Annotated in this window: 11 protein-coding genes; all 11 read left to right on the forward strand. The window is 41.8% G+C overall.

Annotated elements, in window-relative coordinates; translation table 11 throughout:
- Positions 1–224 precede the first annotated feature (224 nt).
- Complete coding sequence (locus ACRX5O_RS08455) at positions 225–1,424, forward strand: MFS transporter (protein ID WP_433905532.1); 1,200 nt, start codon at positions 225–227, stop codon at positions 1,422–1,424.
- Between the two features lie 93 nt (positions 1,425–1,517).
- Entirely contained in the window at positions 1,518–2,558 is a 1,041-nt protein-coding gene (locus ACRX5O_RS08460) for an oxidoreductase (RefSeq protein WP_433905533.1), read from the forward strand.
- 24 nt (positions 2,559–2,582) lie between these two features.
- Entirely contained in the window at positions 2,583–3,545 is a 963-nt protein-coding gene (locus ACRX5O_RS08465) for a 2-hydroxyacid dehydrogenase (RefSeq protein WP_433905534.1), read from the forward strand.
- A gap of 38 nt (positions 3,546–3,583) precedes the next feature.
- Positions 3,584–4,834, forward strand: coding sequence for a sugar efflux transporter (locus ACRX5O_RS08470; RefSeq protein WP_433905535.1), 1,251 nt, complete (start codon positions 3,584–3,586; stop codon positions 4,832–4,834).
- Positions 4,835–4,858: 24 nt separating this feature from the next.
- Positions 4,859–5,851 carry an L-glyceraldehyde 3-phosphate reductase gene (gene mgrA / locus ACRX5O_RS08475; RefSeq protein WP_433905536.1) on the forward strand — a complete coding sequence of 331 codons (993 nt, stop codon included), beginning with the start codon at positions 4,859–4,861 and terminating at the stop codon, positions 5,849–5,851.
- A gap of 127 nt (positions 5,852–5,978) precedes the next feature.
- Positions 5,979–7,298: an MFS transporter gene (locus ACRX5O_RS08480; RefSeq protein ID WP_433905860.1), complete on the forward strand. Its 1,320-nt coding sequence runs from the start codon at positions 5,979–5,981 to the stop codon at positions 7,296–7,298.
- 121 nt (positions 7,299–7,419) lie between these two features.
- A complete protein-coding gene (locus ACRX5O_RS08485) occupies positions 7,420–7,788 on the forward strand; it encodes an ArsR/SmtB family transcription factor (protein ID WP_433905537.1) in 369 nt (122 codons plus the stop codon).
- A gap of 10 nt (positions 7,789–7,798) precedes the next feature.
- On the forward strand, positions 7,799–9,919 hold the full coding sequence (locus ACRX5O_RS08490; RefSeq protein WP_433905861.1) for a heavy metal translocating P-type ATPase: 2,121 nt from the start codon (positions 7,799–7,801) through the stop codon (positions 9,917–9,919).
- A gap of 128 nt (positions 9,920–10,047) precedes the next feature.
- Positions 10,048–10,380, forward strand: a complete 333-nt coding sequence (locus tag ACRX5O_RS08495) for a metal-sensitive transcriptional regulator (protein WP_119709870.1) — start codon at positions 10,048–10,050, stop codon at positions 10,378–10,380.
- A 13-nt stretch (positions 10,381–10,393) separates the two neighbouring features.
- Entirely contained in the window at positions 10,394–10,600 is a 207-nt protein-coding gene (gene copZ / locus ACRX5O_RS08500; protein WP_433905538.1) for a copper chaperone CopZ, read from the forward strand.
- Positions 10,601–10,678: 78 nt separating this feature from the next.
- Positions 10,679–13,096 carry a heavy metal translocating P-type ATPase gene (locus ACRX5O_RS08505; protein ID WP_433905539.1) on the forward strand — a complete coding sequence of 806 codons (2,418 nt, stop codon included), beginning with the start codon at positions 10,679–10,681 and terminating at the stop codon, positions 13,094–13,096.
- Positions 13,097–13,596 lie beyond the last annotated feature (500 nt).

A 13,596-nucleotide genomic window follows, 5' to 3' on the forward strand; every position in this document is an offset into this window, starting at 1 on the left:
CTCTTTAGCAGTAAAATTACTCATAAAAAACACCCCGTAAATGTTAGTTTGGTGTCTAACATTTACGGGGCAGTTCACGAATGTTTACAGTTTTTTTTGGTTAAATTTTAGTAAAGTCGGTTTTTATCGTACATTTTTAAGAATGTTTGGTGGTATACTTAGGTGTATTTGAGGCGAGAGATAAATGGTTTACCTACTTCTCGCAGGGAGATGGAGGTGCGCACGTGAGCGCAGAACAAAGGAAAAAATTAATTGTACTTATGATTAATATGTTTATAGCAATTGGGAGCTTCGGTATTATTATCCCAATTTTGCCTGCATATTTGCAGTCGATTGGACAGGGAGGAACAGCAGCCGGTCTAATGATAGCGATTTTTGCTGGAGCACAGCTTATTTTCTCACCGATTGCCGGAAAATGGACGGATCAATACGGTCGAAGAAAAATGATTATTTACGGACTAGTTGGATTAACAGCATCGATGTTTATTTTTTATGCCGTTGATACCATTTGGTGGTTATATTTTTCACGGGTAATCGGTGGAATTGGAGCAGCCCTTCTTGTACCTGCCATATTTGCGTATGTTGCAGACATTACAACGATGGAGCAACGTGCCAAAGGAAACAGTCTGATCTCAGCTGCTATGTCACTTGGAATTGTGATTGGACCAGGGATTGGTGGCTTTTTAACGGAATACGGATTAAAAGTACCGTTCCTAATATCAGCGATTGTTTCGCTAGTAGCAGTCATATTTTCAATCATAGTTCTAAAAGAAAGCCAACAGGAACAAGCAGAAGGAGTTCATTATGATGATGAATCGATGGTGAAAAAGCTTGTTCGATCAGTAAAGATGCCTTATTTTATTCCTTTAGTGATTACCCTCGTTATGAGCTTTGGATTAATGTCCTATGAATCAGTACTAGGATTGTTTGTTGATAATGAGTTCGGTGCGACTCCTCAGGAAATTGCCTTGATGATTACAGCGACAGGAATCATCAGTACGATTGTTCAATTGTTTGTTGTTGATCGATTGGTGGTAAACCTTGGGGAAGAGAAAGTCCTAAATATCTTTTTAGGAGTTGCCACAGTAGGATTTTTGTTATCAATCTTTGCTTCAAGTTATGTGCTGTTCTTTGGTATTACTCTAATCATCTTCTTAGCAACGTCTATTCTACGTCCAGTGTTAAACACCCTGATCTCAAAGCTCGCTGGTCATGAACAAGGTTTTGCAATGGGGATGAACAACGCGTATATGAGTATCGGGAATATTCTTGGACCAACACTTGCTGGGCTACTTTATGATGTGAATATCATTTACCCATTTGTATTAGGGTTAATATTATTACTGTTCACGTTGATGACTACAATGATTTGGGTGAAACGCTCACCGAAACAACCGAAATTGGGCACACCAGAAAAGGTTTAATAAGGTGATGTATTAAAATAAGATTTCAACTCGCTTCCCTAATGGTGAAGCGAGTTTTCTTATGTTTTAATAGAGATAAGGAGAGTGATTAGGATGAAATTAACAATAGGATTTATTGGTTTTGGAAAAAGTGTTACAAGATATCACCTGCCATATCTTTTAGTAAGAGATCATGTAAAGGTGAAAAAGATTTACTCTCGAACAAAAAAAGAGGAACTCGAGAATACATATAAAACACATGGAATCGAATTTACATACGAGTTAAACGAGCTGTTAAACGACGCTGAGATCCAGCTAATAAGTATATGTACCGCACACAACAGTCATTACGAGCTAGCAAAGAAATGCTTGGAGCATAATAAACATGTGCTCGTTGAAAAGCCGTTTGTTACGACAACTGAAGAGGCGAAGGAACTCTTAAGCCTAGCAAAGGAAAGAGACCTCGTCATTATGCCTTATCAAAACCGACGTTTCGATAGCGATTTTCTCGCGTTGAAAGAGGTACTCGAAAAAGGATACCTTGGAGAAGTAGTGGAAGTTGAATCACATATGGACTATTATCGAACGGAAGCACCTACGTCACCAGGTGAATTTTACGATGGGGCGTTTTACGGGTTAGGAGTTCATACATTAGATCAGATTGTCTCGTTATTTGGAAAGCCCGACAAGTTGTATTACGATATCCGTTCGATACGAAATCCGAAAAATCCTGATGACTATTACCATGTTGAATTATTTTATCCAACCCTCAAAGTAATCGTTAAAACGAATCATTTAGTGAAAGTTCCATACCCGAGATTCATTGTTCATGGGACAAAGGGAAGTTTTATCAAATACGGAATCGATCGACAAGAAGAGTTCCTCAAAGCAGGAATGATGCCAGGAAGTGCTGGGTTTGGAGAAGATCGTGAAGAGCATTATGGAGTAGTAACCTACACAGATGAACAAGGTCAGGAAGTTCAACGGAAAATTCCTTCCCCTATTGGAGATTATGGAAGAGTATATGATTCCCTTTACGACCACATAATTAATGGAAAACGGAAATTAGTGAGTGATGAAGAAGTACTTCTTCTTATGCAAATATTAGAAAACGGAGTAAAGGGAGACAACCCTAAGGTGCTAGCATTCAATTAGAATCTGAAAGGAGAGAGGCTACACTTGAAGCCGACGGTCTATATCACACGGAAAATTCCCGATGAGATCATTCAAAGGATAGAAGAGCATTGCGTAATTCGAATGTGGGAGGAAGAAGATATTGCTGTACCAAGAGGCGTGTTAGAAAAAGAAATCCAGGAAGTGGATGGGCTATTTTGTTTGTTAACCGACAGCATCGATCAAGCTTTATTGGAAAAGGCAAAAAGATTAAAGGTAGTCAGTAATATGGCAGTAGGCTTTAACAATATAGATATTGAAGCAGCAAAGGTAAAAGGAATCACTGTTACCAATACTCCAGGGGTATTAACAGAAACAACTGCCGATTTAACATTTGCGTTATTAATGGCAACGGCACGTAGATTAATAGAATCATCGACTTATTTGAGAAATGGGGACTGGAAAACATGGTCTCCTATGCAATTGACTGGTCAAGATGTGTACGGGGCAACATTAGGAATAATCGGCATGGGGAGAATTGGAGCTGCTTTGGTAAAAAGAGCCCAAGGCTTTGACATGAAAATCCTCTATCATAATCGGTCTCGGAAGCTGGATCTAGAAAAGAATTTTTCTATGACATATGTTGAAATGGATCAGTTATTAAAGGAATCTGATTTTGTTTGTATCATGGCTCCTTATACTCCGGAAACGAGACATTTCATTGGAGCAAAAGAATTAGATTTAATGAAAAGCAATGCCATTTTAATCAATACCGCTCGCGGTGGAATTGTAAATGAGGATGCCTTGTATGATGCTTTACAGTCGGGTCAGATTTGGGCAGCTGGATTGGATGTATTTGAGGAAGAACCCGTTCCCCAGAATCATCCGTTATTAACACTGCCAAATGTAGTGACTCTTCCTCATATAGGAAGCGCGAGCATAAAAACGAGACTTCAAATGGCCCATCTAGCAACAGATAATTTATTATTAGCATTAAATAATCAAACACCGAAGCATGTAGTTGTATAAAAGTTATAGCTTCATAGTCCAACAGAAGGATTGATGATATGAAAAAGAATGTGATTACCGTAACAAAGGAAAAGGTACTATTTATTTGGAAAATTCCATCCTTACCGGTCCTTTTTTTAATTAACACCATCCTTGGTTTTTCCACTTCCTTCTTTATTCCCTATTCATCTCTTTTCGGTATTGATGAAGTCGGAATGAGTAACGCAGCATTTGGTGTTTTTATGACAGTGCTGGCGTTAGGTGGAGTAACCATCAGCAGTTCATTGGCAAAGTTGTCAGATACAAAGCTTAGTAGAAGATACCTCCTTATCCTCACGACCTTCGCTGGGGTGATTGGGTATATATTATTTGCTTACTTACGAAATTATTTTGCTTTGTCTGTAACCGCATTCTTTCTATTAGGGGCATCAGCGGCTGCTGTTCCTCAATTATGGGCATATGCAAGAGATGCTTTAAAAGAGGCTGCTATCCCAGCGGAGGATACTCCTTTTATCATGAATATATTTCGAATGTTTTTTGCTTTGGCTTGGACGGTGGGACCTGCTCTAGGGGCCTGGCTCCTAATATTGGTTGACTTCAAAGGGTTGTTTTTATTCGTAGCTGCAGGGTACTTGCTTGCTTTTCTAACTGTTGTGTTTTTATTACAGGAAGTTTCAAAACAGAAGATTGTAAGCCAAGAGGCATTGTCAGTAAAAAAATCGATCATCAAACCGCATATTTTTGCCAATCTAGCTGCGGCTCTATTGCTATCAACTGCTACCTCTATTCATATGTTAAATGTGCCTCAATTTGTTACGAAGGTACTTCATGGAACGGAAATGGATGTTGGTTTGATTTTTAGTGTGCCACCGATCTTTGAGGTTCCTATGATGATTGGGCTAGGTTTACTTGCCACAAGAATGGATGTTGCACTGCTTGTGAAAATTGGATTTGTCACTGCTTTTACTTATTTTCTTTTATTTAATTTTGTTACCGAGCCTTGGCAAATCTATCCTTTGCAAATCTTAAGTGCCGCACAGGTTTCCATTACGTCTGGGATTGCTATTTCGTATTTTCAGGATTTTATGCCAGAAGCACCAGGTACGGCAACGACTCTTTACATGAACACGACACAGATTGGATCTACGGTAGGGTATTTGTTGTTCGGGCTTATTTCTGAGTTCATCAATTATGACCATATGATTACGGTCTATACTCTTTCTGCAGGACTGGCGTGTGTATTTATCGTTCTTTATGGAAAAGAAAGAAGACTGCAAACCACAGCACAATCGAATGCACCAGGTTTATAAAAAAAGAGAAAAGAGGAAAAAAACATGGTCTATCAAGCAAGGGACGATCGATATGAGTCAATGAAATATAATCGTAGTGGCCGCTCCGGTCTATTACTCCCAGCCATCTCTCTTGGATTATGGCATAATTTTGGCGGAGTAGATACATTTGAAAATGGCCGTAAGATGCTAAGAAGAGCATTTGATTTAGGGATTACACATTTTGATTTAGCAAACAACTATGGACCACCAGCAGGTTCGGCTGAAGAAATGTTTGGTCAGATGTTAAAAACCGATTTTGCCCCTTACCGGGATGAAATGATTATTTCTTCGAAGGCAGGCTATTATATGTGGCCTGGACCTTACGGGAACTGGGGGTCGAAGAAGTACTTAATGGCTAGTCTTGATCAGAGCCTAAAACGGATGAGCTTAGATTATGTAGATATTTTCTACTCACACAGACCTGATCCGGATACCCCACTTGAAGAAACGATGGGGGCATTGGATTTAATGGTTCGCCAAGGAAAGGCATTATATGTTGGAATCTCCAATTATAGTGCAGAGCAAACAGCTGAGGCAATCAGCATATTAAATCGTCTAGGTACGCCGTTGGTTATTCACCAACCAAGCTATTCTATGCTAAATCGTTGGATCGAAGATGGTCTGCAGGATGTCCTTCAGGAAAATGGAGTTGGCTCGATCGCTTTTTGCCCACTCGCTCAAGGCTTATTAACCAATAAGTACCTAACAGGTCTACCTAGTGATTCAAGAGCAGTGAAAGTGACGGGGGCATTAGGAACGGACCAAGTGACTGAGGAAGTAATCAGTCAAGTGCAAAAATTAAATGCCGTTGCTGCTGAAAGAGGACAAAGCCTTGCTCAAATGGCTCTTGCTTGGGTCCTTCGCGGAGGAAGAGTAACATCCGCATTAATAGGAGCGAGTAAGGTTAGCCAAATCGAAGATAACGTTGCAGCACTCAATCATTTAGAATTTACCACAGAAGAATTACAACGAATTGAAGAGATCTTAAAAAGTTAATGCTTGAAAGCCTGTTGCTCCCATCCTAAAGATAGGGGCAGCAGGCTTTTTTCATAAATCGTGTGTAATGGGGAAAAATAGGAACAGAAACGTTGAACGCTGGAAGGGTGTATTCAAAGTGGGATTAATGGAATACAGAAATCTTGATCGTCCGTTGAAAATTCTTCTGTTAGGGGTGTTGCTTGCACACCTAGGGTCCTATCTTGTGATGCCAATGCTTCCGATCATACTAACAACTGATACAGGACTAAGCTTGGTACAGATTGGGACGATCTTAGCAACGATAGCCATTGCTTTTCAATTCGGAAGTATTACAGGAGGTGTACTTGCGGACCGAATAGGTCGACGTTTTATCATCGGCTTGGGTGCGCTGATTACGGCAGGCGGAGTAATGAGCTTTGGCATATTTACCGATTACCTGTTTCTTCTGGTTTCGGCAGCCATCATGGGTCTCGGCAATGGATTGAATGCTCCCTCCACGAAGGCAGCGATTGCAGCATTTGCTTCTTCAAGTGGAAACCAAACGACTGCTTTTTCTCTTCGTGGGATTGCGGCCAATGTAGGGACAGGTATAAGTGGCCTTGTCATTTTTTTTCTTTTAGCTGAAGCCTCAAGAACCATCTTCTATATTGCGGCTGCCATTTATGTAGGACTGGCTTTAGTGAGTTGGCTTTTACTTCCGAAAAATTGCGGTGGCATCCCTTGTCCATCACTACCATTAGGAGCATATGGGGAAGCGTTAAAGCATCGACCATTTATCATTTTTAGTGTAGTAACCGTTCTGATTTGGGCACTGTATGCGCAGTTTTCACTTGCACTGCCACTGCGGGCAACAGTCGTGTTGGATAACCCGAAAAATATCTCTTTAATATGGACGATCAACAGTTTTATCGTTATCACCCTGCAGGGCTTTATAACTAAACGGTTTATTACAAAAATGAACCCGATCTCAGCACTAGGAGTAGGCGTATTATTTATTACGGCAGGGATATCATCGTTATTTTTCTCAAACGGGTTTGTCCTCTTTATTGTAAGTGGAGCTATCTTTGTTATTGGTGAAATGATGATTTTGCCAACGGTAGATAGCACGATTTCTCAGCTTTCCAAACCAGAGCTGATCAGTTTATTTTTTGCGTTATCGAATGTGGTGTATGGATTAGGGGAAGCGGGAGGAAAAACAATAGGTGGCCGCCTGTTAGATGTAGGCGGTGTGAACAATGCCTCTCCTTCGATCGTCTTTGTGATTGCCGGATGCGTCATATTTTTCCTCGTGATGATGTTAAGAAAGTGGGGTCCGTTAACCGAGTCTTTGACAAAGGCAGCACAGGATCCACAAAGGCCGGAGGTGGCTCCAAGGATCTCGGCAGAACCAGCGCAGAATCGAACACATCCGCTACACCGCTTCGAACCAGAAATCTTTTTCCGAAAAAAGCCTACAACGGAATAATAGGTGGGAGGACAACGAAATTGTCCTCTTTTTTCATTGATTCCCTTCTTTGTCACAACAATAAAACTTTTTCATATGTTATAATACTCAAAAGAATGTTTGAATGAAATGGGGAAGTGCAATGACAAAAGAGGATATATGTGAGGTCACCTGTTTTGATGAGGAGAGAGTAACGAAAGTGAAAAATGAGCTTAGTATGCAAAACACGATGGAGGTCTCGAAGCTTTTTAAAGCATTAGCAGATGACACACGTGTAAAAATTGCTTATTCGCTAAGTGTCGAAGAGGAGCTTTGCGTATGCGATGTGGCTAACATTGTCGGCTGCACGGTTGCTACTGCTTCGCACCATCTTCGTCTCCTTCGAAACCTTGGTCTTGCCACCTACCGAAAAGAAGGAAAACTGGTCTACTATTCCTTAGACGATGAGCATGTTAAACAACTTGTTAACATCGCCTTTACCCATCAAAAGGAGGTGGCATTACGTGGATAATTCAACTGGAATGACGAATAGTAAGCAAGTGTACCGCGTTCAAGGGCTAACGTGCGCCAGCTGTGCCAAAAAGTTCGAAACGAACGTAAAGCACCTGGATGGTGTTTTTGATGCGAATATAAACTTTGGTGCTGCCAAACTGACAGTGTTTGGTGAGGCAACGATAGAAGAAATTGAAAAAGCCGGTGCATTCGACGGAATAAAGGTTCAACCTAAAAATGCCCGTATACAAGAAGTTAAGGAGCCATTTCTTCAAAAGCATGCGACGGTACTTGCTTCGTTTGTGCTTTTACTTATAGGCTGGATTATTGGTGAGGTCCATGGGGAAGAATCCTTGGCATCGATTGTCGCTTATGCGTCCTCGATGATCTTAGGAGGTTATCGCCTGTTCCAGACAGGACTGAAAAATCTACTTCGCCTAGAGTTTGATATGAAAACACTCATGACCATAGCTGTTATTGGAGCTGCCATTATAGGTGAATGGGGCGAAGGGGCAACCGTTGTTATCTTGTTTGCGATTAGTGAAGTGCTTGAATCGTATTCGATGGATAAAGCTCGCCAATCGATTCGCTCACTTATGGATATTGCTCCGAAAGAAGCCATGATACGGCGTGGACTTCAAGAGATGGTGATTGACGTAGAAGACATTCAAATTAATGATGTTCTACTTGTAAAGCCTGGCCAAAAATTAGCTATGGATGGCATCATCGTAAAAGGCATGTCATCTATCAATCAGGCAGCCATTACTGGGGAGTCCGTACCTGTTGCAAAGGGAGTGAACGATGAAGTTTACGCCGGGACCCTTAATGAAGAAGGCCTCATTGAGGTAAAGGTGACAAAGCATGTGGAAGATACGACGATTGCGAAAATCATCCATTTGGTTGAAGAAGCGCAAGCGGAAAGAGCGCCATCACAGGCATTTGTTGACCGCTTTGCAAAGTATTACACACCTATCATTATGCTATTCGCTCTTGGAGTAGCGGTTGTCCCGCCGCTATTGTTCGGCTTAGTGTGGAATGAGTGGGTATATCAGGGCTTGGCCGTGTTAGTGGTTGGATGTCCGTGTGCTCTCGTCATATCCACACCTGTTGCTATCGTAACAGCCATTGGAAATGCAGCGAAAAGAGGCGTTTTAATCAAAGGTGGCATTCATTTAGAGGAAATGGGAGCTATTAAGGCGATTGCATTTGATAAAACCGGCACGTTAACTAAGGGCATTCCGGTAGTCACCGACTATGAAACCGCTCCGAACATTCCTGCCAACGAGACATTTGCCATTATATCAGCACTAGAGAAGGTCTCTCAGCATCCACTGGCCTCTGCTATTTTAAAAAAGGCAGATCAATGGGAATTGAATTACGACCATTTAGAACTTGAGGATTTTACCTCCGTAACTGGAAAAGGCATCTTGGGGAAAATTGCAGGGACGGAGTATTATGTTGGAAGTCCAAGTTATATTCATAACCAGCTTGAGGGTGGCTTGGCAACAGTCTATCGTGAAAAAATTACTTTCCTTGAGGAACAAGGGAAAACGGTGATGGCTGTTTGTTCGTCTGAACAGTTCCTTGCGTTAGTCGCAGTGGCCGATGAGATCCGAGAAGAAACAAAAGACGTGGTACAACAGCTTCACTCACTCGGACTGCAAAAGACCATTATGCTTACAGGAGACAATGAAGGTACGGCCAAGGCGATTGGACAAAAGGCGGGAGTAAACGAAGTAAAAGCGAATCTTCTTCCGCAAGAAAAGCTTTCATACATTAAAGAATTACGCGCCAATTACCAGCGAGTTGCTATGGTCGGTGATGGTGTGAATGATGCTCCTGCCTTAGCAGCTTCTACCGTTGGAATTGCCATGGGAGGAGCAGGAACGGATACTGCCCTTGAAACAGCGGATATTGCGCTTATGGCTGATGATTTGAGAAAGCTTCCATTCACTGTAAAGTTGAGTAGAAAAGCACTACGTATTATCAAACAAAATATCACTTTCTCACTTGGTATAAAGCTGTTGGCTTTATTATTAGTCGTTCCAGGCTGGCTCACATTATGGATTGCCATCTTTGCAGATATGGGAGCCACGCTAATTGTGACGCTGAACAGCCTTCGATTGCTTCGGGTGAAAGATGAATCATAGGGCTTCCTTTTGGGAAGCCTTTTTCATATAGAGAATATGTTCAAAAAAAATCCATATATTTGTTTGATTTTTAGTTTACATACTATACAGGGGTATGCTATTATAAAACCATAAAAGGAGGGAGTCATATGAATCCAGATGATTCTTTGCTACATGAAGAGGAAAGCTGCCATAGCAGTGATCGAAAAAGTCACCATTCAGATAAAGTGAAAAGCAATCTTGTCACACGATTAAACCGTATTGAAGGCCAAATTCGTGGAATCAAGGGACTAATTGAAAAAGACACATACTGCGACGATGTCATTACACAAATTTCAGCCACACAATCAGCTTTAAACAGTGTCGCAAAAATATTGCTAGAAGGTCATTTAAAGGGCTGTGTGGTTGATCGTCTGCAAGAGGGCGATGTAGAAGTATTAGATGAAGTACTCGTAACGATTCAAAAATTAATGAAAAAATAAGGAGTTGTTAATCATGGAAAAAGTTACACTACAAGTAGAAGGTATGTCATGCGGACACTGCGTAAAAGCAATAGAAGGAAGCGTTGGGGAATTATCAGGAGTTGCAGCTGTAAAGGTTGACCTAGAAAACAAATCAGTTGCTGTAGAGTTTGATGCTGACAAAGTATCATTAGATACAATCAAAGAAACGATTGATGATCAAGGTTATGATGTAAAGTAAGAAAGAAGAATCGTGCTAGAAATAGCACGTTCTCTTTTCAAAATAATATACCCTATATAGGTATAAGGAGTTTTTCATATGAGTGAAAAAGTACTAGAAAGCCAATTTCAAATTACCGGTATGACTTGTGCTGCGTGTTCTACTCGCATTGAAAAAGGTCTGAAAAAAATGGAGGGAGTCACGGATGCAAATGTAAATTTAGCTCTCGAAAAAGCGACAGTAAAGTTTGATGCCGCTGTAATCGGGCCAGCTAATATTCAAGAGAAAATTCGTGCGCTTGGATATGACGTAATCACTGAAAAAGCAGAGTTAAACGTGACAGGCATGACGTGTGCGGCTTGTGCCACTCGCATTGAGAAAGGTTTAAACAAACTTGACGGTGTCGTCGGTGCCAATGTGAACCTCGCTCTTGAAAAAGCATCTGTTGAATACAATCCAGCGGATGTATCTGTTACGGATATGATTCAAAAAATAGAAAAGCTCGGTTACAGTGCTACAGTAAAATCCAACGAAAATGAACAGGAAACAGTCGATCACCGTTTAAAGGAAATCGAGAAGCAGCAAGGAAAGTTTATTTTCTCTTTGATCTTATCTCTTCCACTTTTGTGGGCAATGGCAGGGCACTTTGCGTTTACCTCTTTTTTATATGTTCCCGAAGCGTTCATGAATCCATGGGTACAAATGGCGTTAGCGACACCAGTCCAATTTTTCATCGGTAAGCAGTTTTATGTAGGTGCCTATAAAGCACTTCGCAACAAAAGTGCGAACATGGATGTGCTTGTTGCACTCGGCACATCTGCTGCTTATTTCTATAGTGTCTATATTGCCATTGGAACCATTGGCCATAACGCACACGGAGTCGGATTGTATTTTGAAACGAGTGCAGTTTTAATCACATTAATCATATTAGGGAAATTGTTTGAAGTGAAAGCAAAAGGGCGATCTTCAGAGGCGATTAAAAAGCTCATGGGGCTTCAAGCAAAAACAGCTCTTGTTGTTCGTGATGGAGCGGAAGTAGAAATTCCGTTAGAGCAGGTAATTGCTGGCGATGTGTTGCTGGTTAAGCCTGGGGAAAAGATTCCTGTGGATGGCGTCATTTTAGAAGGACAGTCCGCACTTGATGAGTCCATGCTGACAGGTGAAAGTGTTCCAGTTGATAAAACAGTTGGTGATATGGTCATTGGAGCAACACTTAATAAAAATGGATTTTTAAAGGTGCAAGCAACGAAAGTCGGGAAGGACACAGCTCTTGCACAAATCATTAAGGTCGTAGAGGAAGCGCAAGGATCAAAGGCGCCGATTCAGCGCTTGGCGGATTCTATTTCAGGAATTTTTGTCCCGATCGTAGTCGGAATTGCCGTTGTAACATTCCTTGTATGGTTTTTCTGGGTCGCACCTGGAGACTTCCCAGAAGCATTAGAAAAATTAATTGCCGTTTTAGTGATTGCTTGTCCTTGTGCGCTTGGTCTCGCCACACCAACTTCAATCATGGCAGGATCTGGTCGTGCAGCAGAATACGGTATTCTTTTTAAAGGCGGAGAGCACTTAGAAATGACACACCGCATTCGAACAGTCATTCTCGATAAAACAGGAACGATTACAAATGGAAAGCCGGTATTAACGGATGTAGTAACTTCCATGAATGAAGAAGAATTCTTAACATTGGTCGGTTCAGCTGAGAAGCAATCTGAGCACCCTCTTGCACAAGCAATTGTGGAAGGAATTAAGGAAAAAGGAAGTGCGCTCGTCGATGTGTCTCAGTTTGAAGCGATACCTGGTTTCGGAATTAAGGCTATGGTTGCTGGAAAAGACGTGTTAGTCGGGACTCGTCGTTTGATGAAGAAATATGAAATTGATGTAGAAGAAATGGTTCTTGAAAACATGGTTTCTCTTGAAAAAGAAGGGAAAACAGCGATGCTAGTAGCGATTGATGGCGCTTTTGCTGGTATCGTTGCAGTTGCTGATACAATTAAAGAAACGTCACGTTCAGCCATTGCGCGCTTGAAGGATATGGGACTTGAAGTCATCATGATTACTGGTGACAACGAGCAAACCGCTCAAGCAATCGCAAAAGAAGCAGGAGTAGATCGCGTCATTGCCGAAGTGCTTCCAGAAGGAAAAGCCGAGGAAGTGAAAAAGCTGCAGGCGGCTGGAAAGAAAGTTGCGATGGTTGGCGATGGAATCAACGATGCTCCAGCTTTGGCAATCGCTGATATCGGTATGGCAATTGGAACAGGTACCGATGTGGCGATGGAGGCAGCGGACATTACGCTCATACGCGGTGACTTAAACAGCATTGCAGACGCCATCTTTATGAGCAAAAAGACGATCACAAATATTAAGCAAAATCTATTCTGGGCCTTCGCCTACAACACACTAGGCATTCCGATTGCCGCACTTGGCTTCTTAGCTCCGTGGCTTGCTGGAGCAGCCATGGCCTTCAGCTCCGTATCAGTTGTATTAAATGCATTACGGTTACAGCGAGTGAAGCTTTAAAAATAGAGTATGCATGCCCCGACCTTGGTCGGGGTATTTTTTTGTTTGGGTGAGCGGGGGTTATGACTCCTTGGGTAGAGAATAGGGGGTTGTTTGGGTTATAAAGTGAATGTTATGACGTGTGTGGCATGGGGTAAAGGGGGGAAGAGGTCATAAAGCGAATCTTATGACCGCTGAGGCTTGAAAAAGGAAGAGCATCTGTCATATAAACATTATTTGAATCGTGGAGTCTAGGTTAGATTCCCGTGAACGGAGAAATCACATGCTAGCGGTAATCAAAGAGGCAGTTAGATTCCCGTGAACACGGAAATCACATGCTAGCGGTAATCAAAGAGGCAGTTAGATTCCCGTGAACACGGAAATCACAAGCTAGCGGTAACCAAAGAGGCAGTTAGATTCCCGTGAACACGGAAATCACAAGCTAGCGGTAACCAAAGAGGCAGTTAGATTCCCGTGAACGCAGAAATCACAAGCCAGCGGTAACCAAAGAGGCAGTTAGA

The organism is Robertmurraya mesotrionivorans, from assembly GCF_050971805.1.
GTDB lineage: Bacteria > Bacillota > Bacilli > Bacillales > Cytobacillaceae > Robertmurraya_A.

What these genes read in the sequence shown, in the direction of transcription:
- ACRX5O_RS08460 (WP_433905533.1), top strand. Translation starts at nt 1,518, where the DNA reads ATGAAATTAACAATAGGATTTATTGGTTTTGGAAAAAGTGTTACAAGA.
- ACRX5O_RS08470 (WP_433905535.1), top strand. Translation starts at nt 3,584, where the DNA reads ATGAAAAAGAATGTGATTACCGTAACAAAGGAAAAGGTACTATTTATT.
- mgrA (WP_433905536.1), top strand. Translation starts at nt 4,859, where the DNA reads ATGGTCTATCAAGCAAGGGACGATCGATATGAGTCAATGAAATATAAT.
- ACRX5O_RS08480 (WP_433905860.1), top strand. Translation starts at nt 5,979, where the DNA reads ATGGAATACAGAAATCTTGATCGTCCGTTGAAAATTCTTCTGTTAGGG.
- ACRX5O_RS08485 (WP_433905537.1), top strand. Translation starts at nt 7,420, where the DNA reads ATGACAAAAGAGGATATATGTGAGGTCACCTGTTTTGATGAGGAGAGA.
- ACRX5O_RS08490 (WP_433905861.1), top strand. Translation starts at nt 7,799, where the DNA reads ATGACGAATAGTAAGCAAGTGTACCGCGTTCAAGGGCTAACGTGCGCC.
- ACRX5O_RS08495 (WP_119709870.1), top strand. Translation starts at nt 10,048, where the DNA reads ATGAATCCAGATGATTCTTTGCTACATGAAGAGGAAAGCTGCCATAGC.
- copZ (WP_433905538.1), top strand. Translation starts at nt 10,394, where the DNA reads ATGGAAAAAGTTACACTACAAGTAGAAGGTATGTCATGCGGACACTGC.
- ACRX5O_RS08505 (WP_433905539.1), top strand. Translation starts at nt 10,679, where the DNA reads ATGAGTGAAAAAGTACTAGAAAGCCAATTTCAAATTACCGGTATGACT.